The sequence below is a fragment of the Mycobacterium colombiense genome, assembly GCF_003284975.1.
Classification (GTDB): Bacteria; Actinomycetota; Actinomycetes; order Mycobacteriales; family Mycobacteriaceae; genus Mycobacterium; species Mycobacterium europaeum_A.
In genome coordinates this window covers 18,813-39,274 of sequence record NZ_QMEU01000036.1, presented here as the reverse complement: position 1 = coordinate 39,274, position 20,462 = coordinate 18,813, and the positions used below count along the sequence as shown (strand labels likewise).

Annotated in this window: 20 protein-coding genes; 15 read left to right on the top strand and 5 right to left on the bottom strand. The window is 69.0% G+C overall.

Annotated features, from left to right (window positions below; all coding sequences use genetic code 11):
* A partial coding sequence (locus DQP58_RS13970) for a coenzyme F420-0:L-glutamate ligase (protein ID WP_240629812.1) occupies nucleotides 1-706 on the bottom strand: 706 nt, incomplete at its 3' end.
* 89 nt (nucleotides 707-795) lie between these two features.
* Nucleotides 796-1,797 carry a 2-phospho-L-lactate transferase gene (gene cofD / locus DQP58_RS13965; RefSeq protein WP_112708940.1) on the bottom strand — a complete coding sequence of 334 codons (1,002 nt, stop codon included), beginning with the start codon at nucleotides 1,795-1,797 and terminating at the stop codon, nucleotides 796-798.
* A 401-nt stretch (nucleotides 1,798-2,198) separates the two neighbouring features.
* On the opposite strand from cofD, the gene DQP58_RS13955 reads away from it, so the two are divergent.
* The gene (locus tag DQP58_RS13955) at nucleotides 2,199-2,537 is read left to right on the top strand and encodes a WhiB family transcriptional regulator (protein WP_112708938.1); all 339 of its coding nucleotides are present in this window, start codon (nucleotides 2,199-2,201) and stop codon (nucleotides 2,535-2,537) included.
* 70 nt (nucleotides 2,538-2,607) lie between these two features.
* Here DQP58_RS13955 and DQP58_RS13950 read toward each other — a convergent pair whose 3' ends face one another.
* Entirely contained in the window at nucleotides 2,608-3,030 is a 423-nt protein-coding gene (locus tag DQP58_RS13950) for a metallopeptidase family protein (protein ID WP_066868494.1), read from the bottom strand.
* 188 nt (nucleotides 3,031-3,218) lie between these two features.
* On the opposite strand from DQP58_RS13950, the gene DQP58_RS13945 reads away from it, so the two are divergent.
* The 4 genes from DQP58_RS13945 to manA all read left to right on the top strand — a co-directional run bounded on the left by DQP58_RS13945 (nucleotide 3,219) and on the right by manA (nucleotide 7,464).
* A complete protein-coding gene (locus tag DQP58_RS13945) occupies nucleotides 3,219-3,662 on the top strand; it encodes a DUF3499 domain-containing protein (protein ID WP_205869426.1) in 444 nt (147 codons plus the stop codon).
* Nucleotides 3,663-3,725: 63 nt separating this feature from the next.
* On the top strand, nucleotides 3,726-5,132 hold the full coding sequence (locus DQP58_RS13940; protein ID WP_112708936.1) for a phosphomannomutase/phosphoglucomutase: 1,407 nt from the start codon (nucleotides 3,726-3,728) through the stop codon (nucleotides 5,130-5,132).
* Nucleotides 5,129-6,229 (top strand): TobH protein, encoded by a 1,101-nt coding sequence (locus DQP58_RS13935; RefSeq protein ID WP_112708935.1) that lies wholly within the window; start codon nucleotides 5,129-5,131, stop codon nucleotides 6,227-6,229. The genes DQP58_RS13940 and DQP58_RS13935 overlap by 4 nt, the downstream gene beginning before the upstream one ends.
* Before the next feature lie 8 nt (nucleotides 6,230-6,237).
* Nucleotides 6,238-7,464, top strand: a complete 1,227-nt coding sequence (gene manA / locus DQP58_RS13930; RefSeq protein WP_112708934.1) for a mannose-6-phosphate isomerase, class I — start codon at nucleotides 6,238-6,240, stop codon at nucleotides 7,462-7,464.
* On the opposite strand, the gene DQP58_RS13925 is transcribed toward manA, so the two are convergent.
* Nucleotides 7,442-8,863: an FAD-dependent oxidoreductase gene (locus DQP58_RS13925; protein WP_112708933.1), complete on the bottom strand. Its 1,422-nt coding sequence runs from the start codon at nucleotides 8,861-8,863 to the stop codon at nucleotides 7,442-7,444. The genes manA and DQP58_RS13925 overlap by 23 nt on opposite strands.
* Nucleotides 8,864-8,926: 63 nt before the next feature.
* On the opposite strand from DQP58_RS13925, the gene DQP58_RS13920 reads away from it, so the two are divergent.
* The 10 genes from DQP58_RS13920 (at nucleotide 8,927) to lpqB (ending at nucleotide 19,418) form a co-directional block, all read left to right on the top strand.
* On the top strand, nucleotides 8,927-10,444 hold the full coding sequence (locus DQP58_RS13920; RefSeq protein ID WP_112708932.1) for an amino acid permease: 1,518 nt from the start codon (nucleotides 8,927-8,929) through the stop codon (nucleotides 10,442-10,444).
* A 99-nt stretch (nucleotides 10,445-10,543) separates the two neighbouring features.
* On the top strand, nucleotides 10,544-11,776 hold the full coding sequence (locus DQP58_RS13915; protein WP_112708931.1) for an alkane 1-monooxygenase: 1,233 nt from the start codon (nucleotides 10,544-10,546) through the stop codon (nucleotides 11,774-11,776).
* Nucleotides 11,773-11,946: a rubredoxin gene (locus tag DQP58_RS13910; protein WP_112708930.1), complete on the top strand. Its 174-nt coding sequence runs from the start codon at nucleotides 11,773-11,775 to the stop codon at nucleotides 11,944-11,946. The genes DQP58_RS13915 and DQP58_RS13910 overlap by 4 nt, the downstream gene beginning before the upstream one ends.
* Nucleotides 11,943-12,128 carry a rubredoxin gene (locus tag DQP58_RS13905; protein ID WP_066868080.1) on the top strand — a complete coding sequence of 62 codons (186 nt, stop codon included), beginning with the start codon at nucleotides 11,943-11,945 and terminating at the stop codon, nucleotides 12,126-12,128. Before DQP58_RS13910 ends, DQP58_RS13905 begins: the two co-directional genes overlap by 4 nt.
* Before the next feature lie 150 nt (nucleotides 12,129-12,278).
* Nucleotides 12,279-12,875 (top strand): TetR family transcriptional regulator AlkX, encoded by a 597-nt coding sequence (gene alkX, locus DQP58_RS13900; protein ID WP_112708942.1) that lies wholly within the window; start codon nucleotides 12,279-12,281, stop codon nucleotides 12,873-12,875.
* Nucleotides 12,876-12,996: 121 nt separating this feature from the next.
* Nucleotides 12,997-14,484, top strand: a complete 1,488-nt coding sequence (ahcY, locus tag DQP58_RS13895; RefSeq protein WP_112708929.1) for an adenosylhomocysteinase — start codon at nucleotides 12,997-12,999, stop codon at nucleotides 14,482-14,484.
* Nucleotides 14,485-14,574: 90 nt separating this feature from the next.
* Nucleotides 14,575-15,207 carry a dTMP kinase gene (locus tag DQP58_RS13890; protein ID WP_112708928.1) on the top strand — a complete coding sequence of 211 codons (633 nt, stop codon included), beginning with the start codon at nucleotides 14,575-14,577 and terminating at the stop codon, nucleotides 15,205-15,207.
* A gap of 80 nt (nucleotides 15,208-15,287) precedes the next feature.
* On the top strand, nucleotides 15,288-15,974 hold the full coding sequence (gene mtrA / locus DQP58_RS13885) for a two-component system response regulator MtrA (protein WP_007168097.1): 687 nt from the start codon (nucleotides 15,288-15,290) through the stop codon (nucleotides 15,972-15,974).
* 13 nt (nucleotides 15,975-15,987) lie between these two features.
* Nucleotides 15,988-17,664, top strand: a complete 1,677-nt coding sequence (gene mtrB / locus DQP58_RS13880) for an MtrAB system histidine kinase MtrB (protein WP_112708927.1) — start codon at nucleotides 15,988-15,990, stop codon at nucleotides 17,662-17,664.
* Nucleotides 17,664-19,418: an MtrAB system accessory lipoprotein LpqB gene (gene lpqB / locus DQP58_RS13875; RefSeq protein WP_112708926.1), complete on the top strand. Its 1,755-nt coding sequence runs from the start codon at nucleotides 17,664-17,666 to the stop codon at nucleotides 19,416-19,418. Before mtrB ends, lpqB begins: the two co-directional genes overlap by 1 nt.
* On the opposite strand, the gene DQP58_RS13870 is transcribed toward lpqB, so the two are convergent.
* The gene (locus DQP58_RS13870) at nucleotides 19,419-20,462 is read right to left on the bottom strand and encodes a class I SAM-dependent methyltransferase (RefSeq protein ID WP_112708925.1); all 1,044 of its coding nucleotides are present in this window, start codon (nucleotides 20,460-20,462) and stop codon (nucleotides 19,419-19,421) included.

Below are 20,462 nucleotides of genomic sequence, written 5' to 3'. Positions count from 1 at the left end.
CGGCGGTGCCGAGCCAGAACAGGTCCTCGGTGCCCGGCCGCAACAACCGCCGCGCCGTCGACCCGTCGTCGGTCACGGACAGCCCGCGAACCACCGCGACCGGCATCGCGGTCAGCTTGCCCTTGACCAGATCGGCGGCTGCCGCGATCTCGTCGGCGATCGCCACCTCGGTGACCAGCAGCTCGTTGCCGTGCTGGTCGACGGCCCCCGAATAGCCGTGCAGCACAGCCAGTCCCGCCGCGCCCACCGCCGCGTCGGTCTGGCCGTTGCGCCAGGCGCGTCCCATCGTGTCGGTGATGACGACGGCGACCTCGATGCCCAGCCGCTCGCGCAGCGCCGAGCGCAGCGCCGCGGCGCTGCCGTCGGGATCGACCGGCAGCAGCGCCAGTTCGTCGCGCCCGACGTTGGACCCGTCCACCCCCGCGGCGGCCTGCACCAGGCCGATGCGGTTCTCGGTGATCAGGGTCCGGCCCTTGCGGGCCAGCACCCGGACGGCCTCGTCGTCGACCAGCTTGCGCCGCAGTCGGTCGCGCTCCTCGGGATCGCGCGGCGCCGGGACCAGCCGACCCTCACACTTGGACACCACCTTGCTGGTGACCACCACGACGTCGCCGTCGCGCAGCCAGGGCGCGGCGGCGGCCAGCGCCGCGCCCAGGTCGTCGCCGGGCCGGAATTCGGGCAGCCCGGTCACGGGCAGGATTTCGATCGCGGCGGCGGCGCCGTGCTCGCCGGGCGCGGAAGTCGTCGGGCGCCGCTCCTCATCATCGCTTCGCTTGACATCGTCGCCGGCGCCCGTCACGGGCTCACCCCCGCCAGGTCCAGTCCGGCGCGGACCATCCCGGCCGTCGCCTGGGGGTCGGTCATCACCAGCGGCACCGAGCGCACCGCCACGCCGGCGATGTCGGCGCTGTCGTCCTCGCTCACCAGCCAGCCGTCCAGGATGCCGGTGTCGCGCCGGGCGCCGTAGTGGCGGCCGACCGCCTCGGCGGTGGACTCGACCCCGATCACCGACAGGCAGGCATCGGCCATGCCGCGCAACGGCTTTCCACCGATGATCGGCGAGTAGCCCACGATCGGGGCGCGCGCCGCGCGCAACGCGCCGCGGATGCCGGGCACCGCCAGGATGGCGCCGACGCTCACCACCGGGTTCGACGGCGCCAGCAGGATGACGTCGGCGTCCGCGATGGCCGCCGTGGCATCAGTTGTGGCGGTCGCCTTTTCGGCGCCGACGAACGCGAAGCTGTGCGTGGCCACCTGGGCCCGGTAGCGCACCCACCACTCCTGGAAGTGGATGGCCCGCCGGCTGCCGTCGTCGGGATCGGTTATCACCACGTGGGTCTCGCAGCGGTCGTCACTGGCGGGCAGCAGCCGCGCGCCGGGCTGCCAGCGGTCGCACAGCGCGGTGGTGATCTGCGAGAGGGGATAGCCGGCATTGAGCATCTGGGTGCGCACCAGGTGGGTGCCTAGGTCCCGGTCGCCGAGTCCGAACCAGTCCGGCTGCACCCCGTACCGCGCCAATTCCTCTTTGGCGTGCCAGGTTTCGTCGCGGTGACCCCACCCTCGCTCCGGATCTACACCTCCACCTAAGGTGTACATGCAGGTGTCCAAATCGGGGCAGACTCGCAGTCCGTGGATCCAGGCGTCATCGCCAATGTTGACGATCGCCGTCAGCTCGTGACTGCCGGGTTCCGTGTCCGGATGCCGTTGCGTTTGAAACTGACCGAGCCCGAACAGCTGTTGAACCCCCAGCAGGAAGCGGGCGCCGCCAACCCCACCGACCAGAACGGTGACCTTCACTTAAGCCTCACAAAGCACGACAGTACTGCCCGGCGAGCGTGCCGTGGCGGGCCCGTCGGGGCTGCCTCAAAGTTGCGGTTGCCCAGCGGTTGTGGGCAACTTGTGGGAAAGTTGAGGGCTGTGTGATCGACACGCCGAAGGCCCAAGGCAACAGAAACGCCGAAATTCGATCACGAGATGGTATGGAAATGCGCCGAAGTGCTTGACCCGGCAGGTCAACCCGTGTCTAATCACAACAGTGTCATTTCCCGGTTGGCCGGCCGACTCCGGTGTCGCAGACCGAGATTCGATCACTTGTTCGAATTGTCTGTACATCAGAACAGTGGGAAACCAATCACTCTCTCTCCAATCAAGCTGAGGAGGCGGACGACCGTATGTCTTACGAAACTTTTCGAGGCGCCATGGCGAGCACGCCGCACACTGACATCGACCCGGCACTGGACCGCCCCGCTCGGCCCCATTTGACCGTGGTCCCTGATGCCCCAATCGCTTTCGAGCCCGAGCCCATGTCCGAGCCGGCCGCCGATCAGTGGCAGGACCGGGCGCTGTGCGCCCAGACCGACCCCGAGGCCTTCTTCCCCGAAAAGGGTGGTTCCACCCGCGAGGCCAAGAAGATCTGCCTGGGGTGCGAGGTGCGTCATGAGTGCCTCGAGTACGCCCTCGAGCATGACGAGCGCTTCGGCATCTGGGGCGGTTTGTCCGAACGCGAGCGCCGCCGCCTCAAGCGCGGCATAATCTGACGCACGCTGATTGCAACGCGCGCTGAGCGTTAAGCCTCCAGCGCTCAACGCGCGACGCGCAGCGGAAAAGTTATTCGTCGTCGATCGTCGGATCGATGACCGACGGCTCAACGTCGAGATAGATGGCGACCTGGGCCACCAGGATTTCGTGCAGCAAGTCGCCGAGCTCGACGGTGTCCTTCGCCCGTCGTTCAATCGGCTTGCGGAACAACACAATTCGCGCCCGCGTGGAGTTACCGCGGATGTCGACGCCGGCCGGGATCAAGCGCGCCAGCGGGATCGGCCCGTCGGCGATCACCTCGGGTGGCCACTGCACACTGTCGGGATCCTTGGCCGAGATGCGCGGAATCTCGTCGACCGCCACGTCCAGTTCGCCCAGCCGATCGGCCCAGCTCCGCTCGATGGGTTCGTAGGCCTCCAGCACCGCCATGTCGAACCGCTCGGCGCGGCTGCGCCAGCCCGGCACGGTCGGGGGCAACAACGGGCCGCGCATATCGCGCCCGCGGCGGAAGAGTCGATGGGTCGCGGCTCGGCGCGGCGCCGATCCGTCGTAAAACCGATCTCTTCGCGGGGAGCTGCGCGAATCGCCCACGCGCCGATGGTAACGGTTGCACATCGAGGGCCGGTCGGTTGCGCGTGTCCGGCGCTTCGGGGGCGTTTGCGCACGATAGCCTTTCGCTCGTGAACGTTCCCCGTCGCTGTTGCCGGCCCGGGTGCCCGCACTACGCCGTGGCGACCCTGACGTTCGTCTATTCGGACTCGACGGCAGTCGTCGGTCCGTTGGCGACCGCGCGGGAACCGCATTCCTGGGATTTGTGCGTCAACCACGCCGGCCGGATCACCGCCCCCCGCGGGTGGGAGCTGGTGCGCCATGCCGGCCCGCTGCTCTCCGAGCCCGCCCACCCCGACGAGGACGACCTTGTCGCCCTCGCCGACGCGGTGCGCGAGGGAGGCAATCGCGCCGCGCCGTACGCCGTGACACCGGTGAACGGCTTCGCCGATGCGCACATCCATCACGGCGGCGCCCAGGCAACCGCGCCCAGCAGCAGCGTGCTTGCACCTCCCGAGCATCGGTCCGGACGGCGCCGCGGGCATCTGCGCGTGCTGCCCGATCCCAGCGACTAGTTAGCCTCAGGTTCGTGGCCCGATAGGCTGACGGCCAAGAGTTCACGTCGTCAGGAGTCCCGCATGTCTCGGCCCGCCGCGACAGTCCACCGTGTCGTCAAGGCGTACGACGTGCGTGGGCTGGTCGGCGAAGAGCTCGACCAGCCGCTGGTCACCGATCTCGGCGCAGCCTTCGCCAAACTGATGCGCGCCGAGGGCGCCGGACAGGTCGTCATCGGCCACGACATGCGGGACAGCTCGCCCACGCTGGCCGCCGCGTTCGCCGACGGCGTGACAAGCCAGGGGCTGGACGTGGTGCGCATCGGCCTGGCATCCACCGATCAGCTCTACTTCGCCTCCGGGCTGCTGGATTGCCCCGGCGCCATGTTCACCGCGAGCCACAACCCGGCGGCCTACAACGGCATCAAGCTGTGCCGGGCGGGGGCGAAGCCGGTCGGCGCCGACACCGGACTGCGGCTGATCGCCGACGACGTGATCGCCGGCGTCGACGGCTACGACGGCGACCCCGGCACCGTCGGCGATCGCGACGTGCTGGCCGACTACGGGCAGTTTCTGCGGTCGCTGGTGGACACCGCCGGGCTGCGCCCGCTGCGGGTGGCCGTGGACGCGGGCAACGGCATGGCCGGTCTGACCACGCCCGCGGTCCTGGGTCCGATCGGCTCGATCACGTTGCTGCCGTTGTACTTCGAGCTGGACGGCTCGTTCCCCAATCACGAGGCCAACCCGCTCGACCCGGCCAACCTGACCGACTTGCAGGCCTTTGTGCGCGAGACCGGCGCCGACATCGGGCTGGCCTTCGACGGGGACGCCGATCGCTGCTTCGTGGTCGACGAGCGCGGCAACCCGGTGTCGCCGTCGACGGTGACCAGCCTGGTGGCCGCCCGCGAGCTGGGCCGCGAGATCGGCGCGACGATCATTCACAACGTGATCACCTCGCGCGCGGTGCCCGAACTGGTCGCCGAGCGCGGCGGCACGCCGCTGCGGTCCCGGGTGGGGCACTCCTATATCAAGGCGCTGATGGCCGACACGGGCGCGATCTTCGGCGGTGAACACTCGGCGCACTACTACTTCCGCGACTTCTGGGGCGCGGACTCCGGCATGCTGGCGGCGCTGTACGTGCTCGCCGCCCTCGGCGAGCAGGACCGCCCGCTGTCGGACCTGACCGCGGACTACCAGCGCTACGAATCCTCCGGCGAGATCAACTTCACGGTGGCCGACGCCGCGCGCTGCACCGAAGCGGTGCTCAAGTCGTTCGGCACCCGGATCCACTCCCTCGATCACGTGGACGGGGTGACGGCCGACCTCGGCGACGGCAGCTGGTTCAACCTGCGCAGCTCCAACACCGAGCCGTTGCTGCGGCTCAACGTCGAGGCGCGCACGGCCGAGGACGTGGCCGCGGTGGTCGCCCAGATCAGCAACGAGATCAGCGCGTCCTCGGCCAACGGGGCGGGCGCGAAGGCCGCGCCGTGAACGCCACCCGGGCGGTCGATCTCGAGGACACCGAGGGTCTGCTGGCGGCCGACCGCGACGGCCTGCTGCGGGCGGCGTCGTCGGCGGGTGCGCAGGCGCGCGCGATCGCCACCGCGGTCGACGAGGGCGCGCTGGACCCGCTGCGCGCCGACGATCGGCCCCGCAGCGTCATCTGGGTGGCCGGCCGCGGTACGGCCGAGAGCGCCGGGACGATGCTGGCCGCGACGCTGGGCGGCGCGGCGTCGCAGCCCTTCGTGCTCGCCGGCGAGGCACCGCCGTGGGTGGGCCCGCTCGACGTGCTGATCGTCGCGGGCGGCGATCCCGGCGATCCGGCGCTCGCCGCCGCGGCCGCGACCGGACTGCGCCGCGGCGCCCGGGTGGTGGTGGCGGCGCCGTACGAGGGCCCGCTGCGCGACGCCACCGCAGGGGGTGCGGCGGTGCTGGCGCCCCGGCTCTGGGTCCCCGACGAGTTCGGGCTGTGCCGGTACCTGGCCGCGGGCTTGGCGGTGGTGCACGCCCTGGACCCGCGACCGACCGTCGACCTGGGCTTGCTCGCCGACGAGCTGGACGCCGAGGCGCTGCGCAACAGCGCCGCCCGGGAGCTGTTCACCAACCCTGCCAAGCTGCTGGCCGCGCGGATCGCCGAACGGCAGATCGCGCTGGCGGGTGATGGCGCCGCGGCGTTGGCGCTGGCCCGGCACGGCAGCTCGGTGCTGTTGCGGGTCGCCAACCAGGTGACCCCGGCCACCGGGCTGGCGGACGCGCTGGTCGCCCTGCGCGCCGCGGCATCGGACGGCTTCGAGGATCCCGACGCCGCCCTGTTCCACGACGAGGAGATCGACGGGCCGCCGCCCGAGCGGTTGCGGGTGCTGGCCGTCGTCCTGGCGGACGAGCAGCCGGGCGTCGCCGCCCGCACCGCCGGCCTGGACAACGTCTACCTGCTCGCCGCCGAGGATGTGCCCGACGGGCCCGGCGGCTCGGCCGGCTACGGCGTTTCGCCGGCGCTGGGGGGCCCCGGTAGCCCCGAGCAGCAACTGGCAGTATTGGCCGTCCGGCTGGAAATGGCCGCGGTTTATATGCGACTGGTGCGGGGATAGATACAACAGTGGAACTGCTTCGCGGGGCCTTGAGAACGTACGCCTGGGGTTCGCGTACCGCCATCGCCGAGTTCACCGAACGTCCGGTGCCGGCGGCGCACCCCGAGGCCGAACTGTGGTTTGGGGCGCACCCGGGCGATCCGGCCTGGCTGGAGACCGGCAACGGCGAAATCACGTTGCTCGACGCGCTGGTCGACGACCCGGAAGGACAGCTCGGGCCAGTGTCGCGGGCCCGCTTCGGCGACGTGCTGCCGTTCCTGGTCAAGGTGCTGGCCGCCGACGAGCCGCTGTCGCTGCAGGCCCACCCCAGTGCCGCGCAGGCGGCCGAGGGCTACCTGCGCGAGGAGCGGGTCGGCATTCCGCTGACCTCGCCGGTGCGCAACTACCGCGACACGTCGCACAAACCCGAGTTGCTGGTGGCCCTGCACCCGTTCGAGGCGCTGGCCGGCTTCCGGCAGGCCTCGCGGACGGTCGAACTGCTGCGGGCCCTGGCCGTGTCCGACCTGGACCCCTACATCGATCTGCTCAACGACCAGTCCGACGCCGACGGGCTGCGCGCGCTGTTCACCACGTGGATCACCGCGCCGCAACCCGACATCGACGTGCTGGTGACCGCCGTGCTGGACGGCGCGATCGCCTACCTCAGCTCGGGGGCAACCGAATTCGCGGCCGAGGCCAAGACCGTGCTCGAGCTCGGCGAGCGCTATCCCGGTGACGCCGGGGTGCTGGCGGCGCTGTTGCTGAACCGCATCACCTTGGCCCCGGGCGAGGCCATCTTCGTCTCCGCCGGCAACCTGCACACCTACCTGCGCGGTTTTGCGGTGGAGGTGATGGCCAACTCCGACAATGTGTTACGCGGCGGCCTGACCCCGAAGCACGTCGACGTGCCCGAGCTGCTGCGCGTGCTGGACTTCGCGCCCACCACCGAGGAGCAGCTGCGCCCGCCCATCCGCCGCGAGGGCTTCGGCCTGATCTATGAGACGCCGACCGACGAGTTCGCCGTCGCCCTGTTACTGCTCGACGACGAGTACGTCGGCCACGAGGTGGACGCGACGTGCAGCCACGACGGCCCGCAGATCCTGCTGTGCAGCCAGGGCTGCACCACGGTGCACGGCAAATCCGGCTCGCTGACGCTGAAGCGGGGGATGGCCGCTTGGGTCGCGGCCGACGACGCCCCGATCCGGCTGGTCGCGCACCAACCCACGCAGTTGTTCAGGGCGACGGTGGGGCTGTGACGGGGGCCCGCCGCTCTTTGGCGGCCTGACGCCGCTCACCCAGCCAGAGCCGCAAATTGTGCGCCATGGCGCGACCGATGATCCGCGGCGGCGGAACCATATAGAGGCTGTCCAGCAGGGAGAAGCGCCGCAGAAACCATTCCGCCAGCACGGGATCGGTCTCGGCGGCGCCCAGGAATTGGTCGAACAGCGCCCCGGAGGGCCGCCACCACCAGGGAATCGTTCCCTTGGTGCCGGCGTGGTGGAACGTGACGTCGCCGATCGCGTTCATCGTCCACACCGGGAAGGTGCTCTTGGCGGTGGCCCGGTTCAGCGCCGCGGCCACCTGGTCGTCGGGCAGTCGCAGCGCCCGGCGCAGATGGCCGGCCTGCAGCGACGTCATCGTCATGCCCTGCCCGAAGGTGGGATTGAAGCTGGCCACCGCGTCGCCGATGGCGAGGATGCCCGCAGGCAGGCGCTCCAGCTTGTCGTAGCGGCGCCACTTGCTGGCGGGAAAGGCGTGGAATGCGGGATCGCCCAGCGGTTCGGCGCGCGTCAGCGCGGCGTTGAAGTGGTCCGGAAGCAGCCGCTGCGCCAGTTCCAGCATCTCGGGAAAGGTCCTCGGCGGCTTGGCGTTCGCCACGCCGAACGTGGTCAGCACCCAGGTGCCGTCCTCGTAGCACAGCATGCCCATGCCCAGCGACTCGTCATGGGAGGCGCCGGCGACCACCACCTTCTCCGCGATCAGGCCGTCGGGGATGCGGAATTGCTGGGTGGCGTAATGGATGCCGATGTCCATCTCTTGCTCGATGGGACGCTGGAATCCCCACTGCTCCAACCACACCGGCAGCCGGGTGCCCCGGCCCGCCGCGTCGATGACCAGGTCCGCGGCCACGAACTCGCGCTCGCCGCCGTCCGGGCCGGCGGGATCCAGCAGCACACCGGTCAGCCGCTGTTGCGCCGGGTCGAAGCGCGGCTCGGCCACCGAGCGCCGCGCCACGGTCACGTTGTCGATGGCGCGCACCCGCGTGCGCAACTGCCACTCCAGGTGCGGGCGGCTGGGCACGTAGGCGGTGAACTCGTCGCGCAACGTGTGACCGGTGCCGAGCACGTGGCCCGCGGCGCCCAGGTGGATGCAGTCGGGGCGGTTTTCCAGTTTGGGCACGCCGGCGGCCACCATGTCGTCGAGCAGTCCGGGGAACAGGTCCTCGAATTCCATCGCCCCGCGCGCCATCAGCATGTGCAGGTGCCGGTCCTGGGGCACCGTCGCGCGGTTCGCCGGTTCGGCGGGCAATTCGTCGCGTTCGTACACCGTCACCCGCGAATACGTCTCGGCGAGCACCCGCGCGGCGCAAAGGCCGGCGATGCTTGCGCCGATGACGACGGCGTGATTCCTGGCCGTTGCTGTGCTGTCCGGCATTGGCGGAGAGTACCCAGTACTGTGACGGACCAATGGCTCCCAGCGTTGGGAAAGGGCTGATGCATGGCCAATCGATGGCGGACCAAGTCGATCGAGCAATCAATCGCCGATACCGACGAGCCGGACACCAAGCTGCGCAAGGACCTGACCTGGCGAGACCTGGTCGTCTTCGGCGTCGCGGTGGTGATCGGCGCGGGCATCTTCACGGTCACCGCGTCCACCACCGGGGACATCACCGGCCCGGCCATCTGGGTGTCGTTCGTGATCGCGGCGAGCACCTGCGCGCTGGCCGCGCTGTGTTACGCCGAGTTCGCCTCGATGTTGCCGGTGGCCGGTAGCGCCTACACCTTCTCCTATGCCACCTTCGGGGAGTTCCTGGCCTGGATCATCGGCTGGAACCTCGTGCTGGAACTGGCGATCGGCGCCGCCGTGGTGGCCAAGGGCTGGTCCAGCTATCTGGGCACGGTCTTCGGATTCGCCGGCGGCACGGCCAGCTTCGGCGGCGCCCAGGTCGACTGGGGGGCGCTGGTGATCGTCGCCGGCGTGGCGACGCTGATCGCGTTGGGCACCAAATTGTCGTCGCGGTTCTCGGCGGTGGTCACCGCGATCAAGGTGTCGGTGGTGCTTTTCGTCGTGGTGGTCGGCGTCTTCTACATCAAGCGCGCCAACTATTCGCCGTTCATCCCCAAGCCCGAGGCCGGTCGCGAGGCCAAGGGCATCGACCAGTCCGTCCTGTCGTTGCTGACCGGCGCGCACAGCAGCCACTACGGCTGGTACGGCGTGCTTGCCGGGGCGTCCATCGTGTTCTTCGCGTTCATCGGGTTTGACATCGTCGCCACCATGGCCGAGGAGACCAAGAACCCGCAGCGCGACGTGCCGCGGGGAATCCTGGCGTCGCTGGGCATCGTGACCCTGCTCTACGTCGCCGTCGCGGTGGTGCTGTCGGGCATGGTGTCCTACACCCAACTCAAGACGGTCCGGGGCCGCGGGCAGGCGAACCTGGCCACCGCCTTCACCGCGAACGGCATCCACTGGGCGAGCAAGATCATCTCCATCGGTGCGCTGGCGGGCCTGACGACCGTGGTGATGGTGCTGATGCTCGGCCAGTGCCGTGTCCTGTTCGCGATGGCGCGCGACGGGCTGTTGCCCCGGTCGCTGGCCAAGACGGGTGCGCGGGGTACCCCGGTGCGGATCACCGTGCTGGTCGCGGTGGTGGTGGCCGTGACCGCGTCGGTGTTTCCGATCACCAAGCTCGAGGAGATGGTGAACGTCGGGACCCTGTTCGCCTTCGTGCTGGTCTCGGCCGGCGTGATCGTGCTGCGCCGCACCCGGCCGGACCTGGAACGCGGTTTCAAGGCGCCGTGGGTGCCGTTGCTCCCGATCGCGTCGATCGCGGCCTGCCTGTGGCTGATGCTCAACCTCACGGCGCTGACCTGGGTCCGGTTCGGGGTGTGGCTGGTGGTGGGCGCGGCGATCTACGCCGGCTACGGCTACTGGAACTCGGTGCAGGGTCGGCGGGAGGAAGGGGAGGCCGAGCCCAGCGACTCGCTCGAGGCCGATCCGCACAGCCCGGTGCCCTAGCCGTTGGTTTACAAAGCCGCGCTGTTTGTCTAGACAGAAGACGCAAACGGCGGTATTGTCCAACCTCAACGTGGCGTGACTCACAAGGAGGTTTGACAGATGACCACATTGGAAGCGCGGCTGGGCCAGCAATCCGACCCGCTGGCCTGGCGGGACAAGAAGCGTCGCCTGTGGCTGATGGGGCTGATCGCGCCGACGGCGCTGTTTGTGATGTTGCCGCTCATCTGGGCCCTCAACCGGTTCGGCTGGCACGCCGCCGCGCAGGTGCCGCTGTGGATCGGGCCGATCCTGCTCTGGATCGTGTTGCCCGTCCTCGACCTGCGTTTCGGTCCCGATGGGCAGAACCCGCCCGACGAGGTCATGGAGCGGCTGGAGAACGACAAGTACTACCGCTACTGCACCTACTCCTACATCCCGTTCCAGTACCTCAGCGTGGTGATGGGCGCCTACCTGTTCACCGCCTCGGACCTGGGATGGCTCGGCTTTGACGGTGCGCTCAGCTGGGCGGGCAAGCTGGGCCTGGCCCTGTCCGTCGGCGTGCTCGGCGGCGTCGGCATCAACACCGCGCACGAGATGGGCCACAAGAAGGACTCTCTGGAGCGCTGGCTGTCCAAGATCACCCTGGCGCAGACCTGCTACGGGCACTTCTACATCGAGCACAACCGCGGCCACCACGTGCGTGTCGCCACCCCGGAGGACCCCGCGTCGGCGCGCTTCGGTGAGACCTTCTGGGAGTTCTTGCCGCGCAGCGTCTTCGGCAGCCTGCGCTCGTCGCTGAAGTTGGAGGCGCAACGGATTCGCCGGCAGGGCGCCAGCCCGTGGCACCCCAAGACGTACGCGTCCAACGACGTGCTCAATGCGTGGCTGATGTCGGTGGTGCTGTGGGGCGCGCTGATCGCGGTCTTCGGCCCGGGCCTGATCCCCTTCGTCGTCATCCAGGCCGTCTTCGGTTTCAGCCTGCTCGAGTCGGTCAACTACCTGGAGCACTACGGCCTACTGCGGCAGAAGAATTCGAGCGGCCGCTACGAGCGGTGCACGCCGGTGCACAGCTGGAACTCCGACCACGTGGTGACCAACCTGTTCCTGTATCACCTGCAGCGGCACAGCGACCACCACGCCAACCCGACCCGGCGCTACCAGACGCTGCGCAGCATGGCGGGTGCGCCCAACCTGCCGAGCGGGTACGCGTCGATGATCTCGCTCACGTACTTCCCGCCGCTGTGGCGCAAGGTGATGGATCACCGGGTGCTGGCGCACTACGACGGCGACATCACGCGCGTCAACATCGCGCCGCGACTGCGCGAGAAGCTGCTGGCGAAGTACGCCGCATGACCGCCTACCGCTGCCCGGGTTGCGACTACGTCTACGACGAAGCGAAAGGCGAACCGCGGGAGGGCTTTCGACCGGGCACGGCCTTCGCCGACCTCCCCGAGGACTGGTGCTGCCCCGATTGTGCGGTGCGCGAGAAGGTCGATTTCGAACTAGCAGGAGTGAACCGATGAACGAGGACTACAAGCTGTTTGTCTGCGTGCAGTGCGGATTCGAGTACGACGAGGCCAAGGGCTGGCCGGAGGACGGCATCGCCCCGGGGACCCGCTGGGACGACATCCCCGAGGACTGGAGCTGTCCGGATTGCGGTGCGGCGAAGACGGACTTCGAGATGGTGGAGATCGCCCGTTCGTGATCGCCGGCGACGATGCAGAGCTCAGCGATGAGGAGGAGCGGCGCAAGTGATCGCCGGCGACGATGCAGAGCTCGGAGATGAGGAGGAGCGGCGCAAGTGATCGCCGCCAACGCGGCGGTCAAAGCCGCTATTGTCGCGCCTGTGAAGCGGATGCCGTACGCCGAGGCGTCGCGCGCCCTGCTGCGCGACTCGGTCCTGGACGCGATGCGGGATCTGCTGCTGACCCGCGACTGGTCGGCCATCACCCTGTCGGACGTGGCTCGCGCCGCGGGCATCAGCCGGCAGACGATCTACAACGAGTTCGGCTCGCGGCAGGGCCTGGCGCAGGGGTACGGCCTGCGCCTGGCCGACCGGCTGGTCGACGCCGTCAACGCCGCGCTGGAAGCCAACGTCGGCAACATCTATGAGGCGTTTCTGCGCGGGTTCCGCGACCTGTTCACCGAGCTGTCGGCCGACCCGCTGGTGATCTCGCTGCTCACCGGCGTGGCCAAACCCGACCTGCTGCAGCTCATCACCACCGACAGCGCGCCAATCATCAACCGCGCCTCCGAGCGGCTGACCACGGCGCTGACGCAGAGCTGGGTTGCCACCAGCGACGAGGATGCGGGCGTGCTGGCGCGGGCAATCGTGCGGCTGGCGCTGAGCTACGTGTCGATGCCGCCCGAGGCGGACCACGACGTGGCCGCGGACCTGGCCCGGTTGATGACGCCGTTCGCCGAGCGGCACGGCGTCGTCAACGTCCCCTGAGCCCTTCCCTGAACCAAGGTCCGCGCCGACCCGCGACTACAGTGGCGCAAGAACATACCTAAGCTAATTACCGCTTTCATCCGAGCGAGCCACAGGCGAGCGAGCCGAAAAAGGAAGAACTATGACGACGACCGAAAACGCACTCACCCCCGACGTCCGAAACGGCATCGATTTCAAGGTCGCCGATCTGTCGTTGGCGGATTACGGTCGCCGGGACATCGAGCTCTCGGAGCAGGAGATGCCGGGTCTGATGTCGCTGCGCCGCGAGTACCACGACGTGCAGCCGCTCAAGGGCGCGCGCATCTCCGGTTCGCTGCACATGACCGTGCAGACCGCGGTGCTGATCGAGACCCTCGTCGCGCTGGGCGCCGAGGTGCGCTGGGCGTCCTGCAACATCTTCTCCACCCAGGACCACGCCGCCGCCGCGGTGGTCGTCGGCCCGCACGGCACCCCCGAGGAGCCCAAGGGCGTCCCGGTGTACGCGTGGAAGGGCGAGACGCTCGAGGAGTACTGGTGGGCGGCCGAGCAGGTGCTGACGTGGCCCGATAAAGACGGCGCCGCCGCGCCCGCGAACATGATCCTGGACGACGGCGGCGACGCCACCATGCTGGTGCTGCGCGGCGCGCAGTACGAGAAGGCCGGCGTGGTGCCGCCGGACGACGAGGACGACTCGACCGAGCACCGGGTGTTCCTGAGCCTGCTGCGCAAGCGCTTCGAGACCGACAAGGACAAGTGGACGAAGATCGCCGCGTCGATCAAGGGTGTCTCGGAGGAGACCACCACCGGCGTGCTGCGGCTCTACCAGTTCGCCGCCGCCGGTGACCTGGCGTTCCCGGCGATCAACGTCAACGACTCGGTCACCAAGAGCAAGTTCGACAACAAGTACGGCTGCCGGCACTCGTTGATCGACGGCATCAACCGCGGCACCGACGTGCTGATCGGCGGCAAGAAGGTGCTGATCTGCGGCTACGGCGACGTCGGTAAGGGTTCGGCCGAGTCGGTGGCGGGCCAGGGCGCGCGGGTGACCGTCACCGAGATCGACCCGATCAACGCCCTGCAGGCGCTGATGGAGGGCTTCGACGTCAAGCGGGTGGAGGACGTGATCAGCGAGGCCGACATCATCATCACCACCACCGGCAACAAGGACATCATCACCCTCGAGCACATGAAGGCGATGAAGGACAAGGCGATCCTGGGCAACATCGGGCATTTCGACAACGAGATCCAGGTCGCCCGGCTGGAGAAGTCCGGGGCCACCAAGACCAACATCCGCCCGCAGGTCGACCTGTGGACCTTCCCGGACACCGGCAAGTCGATCATCCTGCTGTCCGAGGGCCGGCTGCTGAACCTGGGTAACGCCACCGGCCACCCGTCGTTCGTGATGAGCAACAGCTTCTCCAACCAGGTCATCGCCCAGATCGAGCTGTGGACCAAGAACGACGACTACGACAACGAGGTCTACCGGCTGCCCAAGCACCTTGACGAGAAGGTGGCCCGCATCCACGTGGAGGCGCTCGGCGGCCAGCTGACCAAGCTCACCAAGGAGCAGGCCGAGTACATCGGCGTCGACGTCGACGGCCCCTACAAGGCCGACCACTACCGCTACTGAGCCATCTCTCGCCGAACGTCACGCCAGCGTGGCGTTCGGCGTCGAGTGTCACGCCAGCGTGACGCTTGGAGGCGGCGATAGGCTCGCGCCGTGCTGATCGCGATCGAGGGCATTGACGGCGCCGGCAAGCGGACGCTGACGGACAAGCTGCGCAAGCTGTTCGAGGCGGACGGCAAGTCGGTGGCCATGCTGGCCTTCCCGCGGTACGGGCAGTCGGTGACCGCCGACATCGCGGCCGAGGCCCTGCACGGCGAGCACGGCGATCTCGCGTCGTCGGCCTACGCCATGGCGATGCTGTTCGCGCTGGATCGCGCCGGGGCCCTCGGCGACATCGAGGCGCTGCGCCGCGAGCACGACGTGGTGATCATGGACCGCTACGTCGCCTCCAACGCGGCCTACACCGCCGCGCGTCTGCATCAGGACGCGGCCGGGCCGGCCGTGGCATGGATATACGCGCTGGAGTATGGGCGTCTCGGCCTGCCCGCGCCCGACTGGCAGGTGCTGCTCGCGGTGCCGGCCGAGGTGGCCGGGGAGCGGGCCCGCAGCCGGGCCGAGTCCGATCCGGGTCGCGCGCGGGACAGTTACGAACGCGACGACGGGCTGCAGCAGCGCACCGGCGCGGTGTACGCCGAACTGGCCGCCGCGGGTTGGGGCGGCCAGTGGCTGGCCGTCGACGCGGACGTCGATCCGGGCCGGCTGGCCGCCGATTTGGCCGCCGACTAGCACAGATTTGTCACGATTCGGCCCTTTCGAAGAAGAAACGCCCGTGTGATGTCCGAGTTTTGTCCCGATCTGGTGACACCATGGACTCCATGAGGCAAAGGATTCTCGTCGTCGATGACGACGCTTCGCTCGCCGAGATGTTGACCATCGTGTTGCGGGGTGAGGGTTTCGACACTGCGGTCATCGGTGACGGCACCCAGGCCCTGACTGCGGTGCGCGAACTGCGCCCCGATCTGGTGCTGTTGGACCTGATGCTGCCCGGGATGAACGGCATCGACGTGTGCCGGGTGTTGCGCGCCGACTCCGGCGTGCCGATCGTCATGCTGACCGCCAAGACCGACACCGTCGACGTGGTCCTGGGCCTCGAGTCGGGCGCCGACGACTACATCATGAAGCCGTTCAAGCCCAAGGAGCTGGTGGCGCGGGTGCGGGCGCGGCTGCGGCGCAACGACGACGAGCCCGCCGAGATGCTGTCCATCGCCGACGTGGAGATCGACGTGCCGGCGCACAAGGTCACCCGCAACGGCGAGCAGATCTCGCTGACACCGTTGGAATTCGACTTGCTGGTGGCGTTGGCGCGCAAACCGCGGCAGGTGTTTACTCGTGATGTGCTGCTCGAACAGGTGTGGGGCTATCGTCACCCGGCGGATACCCGCCTGGTGAATGTGCACGTCCAGCGTCTGCGCGCCAAGGTTGAGAAGGATCCCGAAAACCCGACCGTAGTGTTGACCGTTCGAGGAGTTGGGTACAAGGCCGGACCTCCGTGACCGGTAGGGACACGTGATCTGGGGCTCTCGGCGACGCACTCGGAGCCGCTGGGGCCGCTCCGGTCCCATGACTCGTGGCATGGGCGCGGTGAGTCGCGCCGTGGCCATCGCCTGGCGGCGCTCGCTGCAACTGCGGGTTGTGGCGCTGACGCTGGGGTTGTCCCTGGCGGTCATCCTGGCGCTCGGTTTCGTGTTGACTTCACAGGTCACCAACCGGGTGCTCGACGTCAAGGTCAAGGCCGCCATCGAGCAGATCGAGCGGGCGCGCACCACCGTGGGCGGGATCGTCAACGGCGAAGAGGCGCGATCCCTGGACAGCAGCCTGCAGCTGGCGCGCAACACGCTGACCTCTAAGACCGACCCGGCCTCGGGCGCGGGGATGGCGGGGGCCTTCGACGCGGTGCTGATGGTGCCGGGCGACGGCCCGCGCGCGGCGACCACCGCCGGGCCCGTCGACCAGGTGCCGGCTTCGCTGCGCGGCTTCGTCAAGGCCGGGCAGGCGTCCTACCAGTACGCCACCGTGCACACCGACGGGTTCTCCGGACCGGCGCTGATCGTCGGCACGCCGGCGTCGTCGCAGGTGGCCAACCTGGAGCTCTACCTGATCTTTCCGCTCAAGAACGAGCAGGCCACCATCCAGCTGGTGCGCGGCACCATGATCACCGGCGGCGCGGTGCTGCTGGTGCTGCTGGCCGGGATCGCGCTGCTGGTGTCGCGGCAGGTGGTGGTGCCGGTGCGGTCGGCGTCACGCATCGCCGAACGCTTCGCCGAAGGGCATCTGTCCGAACGCATGCCGGTGCGCGGCGAGGACGACATGGCCCGGCTGGCCATGTCCTTCAACGACATGGCCGAGAGCCTGTCCCGTCAGATCACCCAGCTGGAGGAGTTCGGTAATCTGCAGCGCCGCTTCACTTCCGACGTGAGCCACGAGCTGCGCACCCCGCTGACCACCGTGCGGATGGCCGCCGACCTGATCTATGACCACAGCGCCGACCTGGACCCCACGCTGGCGCGCTCCACCGAGCTGATGGTCAACGAGCTGGACCGGTTCGAGTCGCTGCTCAACGACCTGCTGGAAATTTCGCGGCACGACGCCGGCGTCGCGGAGCTGTCCGTCGAGGCGGTCGATCTGCGCACCACGGTGCAAAGCGCGCTGAGCAACGTCGGGCATCTGGCCGAGGACGCCGGCATCGAGCTGAAGGTCGACCTGCCGACCGAGGAGGTGATCGCCGAGGTCGACACCCGCCGGGTGGAGCGCATCCTCCGCAACCTGATCGCCAATGCCATCGACCACGCCGAGCACAAGCCGGTCAAGATCCGGATGGCCGCCGACGAGGACACCGTGGCCGTCACCGTCCGCGACTACGGCGTCGGGCTGCGACCCGGCGAGGAGAAGCTGGTGTTCAGCCGGTTCTGGCGGGCCGACCCGTCGCGGGTGCGCCGTTCCGGCGGCACCGGACTCGGCCTGGCCATCAGCATCGAGGACGCGCGACTGCACCAGGGCCGGCTGGAGGCCTGGGGCGAACCCGGTGACGGCTCGTGCTTCCGGCTGACCCTGCCGCTGGTGCGTGGTCACAAGGTGACCACCAGCCCGCTGCCCATGAAGCCGATTCCGCAACCCGCCCCCAGCGGCCCGCAGCACGCGAAAGACCGTCCGCGCCAACGTGAGCACGCCGAGAGAAGCCTGTGATGCGCCGGCTCGTGGGACTGCTGATGCTGGCCATGCTGCTCGCGGGCTGCGCGGGGGTGCCCAGTTCGTCGGCGCCGCAAGCCATCGGCACCGTCGAGCGGCCGGCGCCGTCGAACCTGCCCAAGCCGACGCCGGGCATGGACCCCGACGTGCTGCTGCGCGAATTCTTCAAGGCCACAGCCGATCCCGCGAACCGCCACCTGGCCGCCCGGCAGTTCCTCACCCAGTCGGCGTCCAACGCCTGGGACGACGCCGGTAGTGCGCTGCTGATCGACCACGTGGTTTTCGTCGAAACCCGTGCGGCCGAACGTGTTTCGGCGACCATGCGGGCCGACATCCTGGGTTCGCTGTCCGACGTGGGGGTGTTCGAAACCGCCGAGGGCGTGCTGCCCGACCCCGGGCCGATCGAATTGGCCAAGACCTCCGGCGGCTGGCGCATCGACCGGTTGCCCAACGGGGTCTTCCTGGACTGGCAGCAGTTTCAGTCCACCTACAAGCGCAACACCCTGTACTTCGCCGATCCGACCGGCAAGACGGTGGTCCCCGATCCGCGTTACGTCGCGGTGCCCGATCACGACCAGTTGGCCACCGAGTTGATCTCGAAGGTGATCGCCGGGCCGCGGCCGGAGATGGCGCACACGGTGCGCAACCTGCTCGCCCCGCCGCTGCGGTTGCGCGGGCCGGTGACCCGCGCCGACGGCGGCAAGAACGGTATCGGTCGCGGCTACGGCGGTGCGCGGGTCGAGCTCGAGAAGCTGTCCACCACCGATCCGCACAGCCGGCAATTGCTTGCCGCACAGATCATTTGGACGCTGGCCCGGGCCGACATCCGCGGCCCCTATGTGATCAACGCCGACGGCGCGCCGCTGGACGACCGGTTCCGCGACGGGTGGACCACCTCGGATGTCGCGGCCACCGATCCCGGCGCCGCCGACGGCGCGGGCGCGGGGCTGCACGCCCTGGTGAACGGCTCACTGGTGTCGCTGGACGGCCAGCACACCGTCACGGTGCCCGGCGCGTTCGGCCGCGTGGGCGACCAGACCGGCGCCGCGCTGTCGCGCTCCGGCCGGCAGGTGGCCTCGGTGGTGACGCTGCATCGCGGCGCCCCGGACATGGCCGCGTCCCTGTGGATCGGTGATCTGGGCCAGGAGGCCGTGCAGGCCGCCGACGGGCACAGCCTGTCGCGGCCGACGTGGTCGCTGGACGACGTGGTCTGGGTGGTCGTCGACGGCAACAACGTGTTGCGGGCGATTCAGGAGCCGGCTTCCGGGCAGCCCGCCCGGCTGCCGGTGGATTCGGTGGCGGTGGCCACCCGGTTCCCTGGGCCCATCACCGACCTGCAGCTGTCCCGCGACAGCACCCGCGCGGCGATGGTGATCGGTGGCCAGGTGATTCTGGCCAGCGTCGAGCAGACCCAGGCCGGCCAGTACGCGCTGACCTTCCCGCGCCGGCTCGGCTTCGGGCTGGGCAACTCGGTGGTGTCGCTGTCGTGGCGCACCGGTGACGACCTGGTGGTGACCCGCACCGACGCCAGCCATCCGGTGTCCTACGTGAACATCGACGGGGTGAACTCCGACGCGCCGCCGCACGGTTTGCAGATGCCGGTGACCACGGTGGTCGCCAACCCGTCGACGGCCTACGTCGCGGGACCGCAAGGGGTGCTGCAGTATTCGCCGTCGGCCGATGGTCAGCAGGGCTGGTCGGAGGTGCCCGGACTGTCGGTGCCCGGGGCGGCGCCGGTGCTGCCGGGCTAGCTACGGCTTCGTGGCGACCTGCAGGCCGGCAGAGCCGCCGCCCAGCATGAGGGGTTCGCCTGCCGGGCGCAAACCAGCAGCGCGCTGCCACTTGGCGATGTCACGCGAGGTCCACGCGCCGGAGCGGCTGGTCACGCCGAAGAACAACTCGCTCAGCGCGCTGAATTGCCCCACCCGGTCACCCGTTTCGAGCCGCATCGGTTCGATGACCGCAAGTACACCGCGCGGGCGCAGTGCCCGGCCCAGCCGTTCGAACAAGTCGGCATTTGCCACCGCACTGAAGTGGTGTGCGAGATTGGACAGCAAAATCACGTCGTAGGCATCGACACCGAAATCGTGGGTCAGTGCGTCGCCGGCGAGGTGGGTCACCCGTGAGCCCATGTTCTCCATGGCCAACAGCGGCGCCGCGGCCCTGACCGCTTCGGGCAGATCGAGCACCACCGAGTGCAGACCATCGTGGCGGCGGCAGAGCGCGGCGGAATAGTGGCCGTGCGAACCACCGACATCGATCATGTCGGTGGCGCCGCAGGGGACTGGGACGTTTTCGGCGACCTCCCTCGCCGATTGGCCGGCCAGTGCGCGCATCGATCGCTGGTACAGGTTCCACCGGTCACCGCTCATCTGCCGATGTATGTCGAGGGCTCGGCCGGTGCGGACGTAGTCCTCGACGTGGTCCATCAAATCGATTGTGTCGTACTCGAAGTGGACCGCATCGACGAGTGAAGCCGGACTTTCCACGAGCAACCAGGTTCGCGCTTTCGAGGTCAGCGAGTACCGGTCGCAGCGGTGCTGCAGGTAACCGCAGCCCGCCAGTGCCACCAGTAGCTGGTGGGTTGCGGCCGGATCGGTTGCGCAACGCGCGGCGACCTCGGTCGCCGTGGCGGCTTGTGAGCTCAACGATTCGAACACCCCGAGCTTGGCCGCGGCCATCACAGTGCGTGCCAGGCCGAATGCGAAATGGGTTTCGAAGAACGGCACGGGTACTCGCCCGGAGGCCAGGGCTTTCCACTCAGCCGGGTTATCGGGAATCAGGCCGAGGTGCAT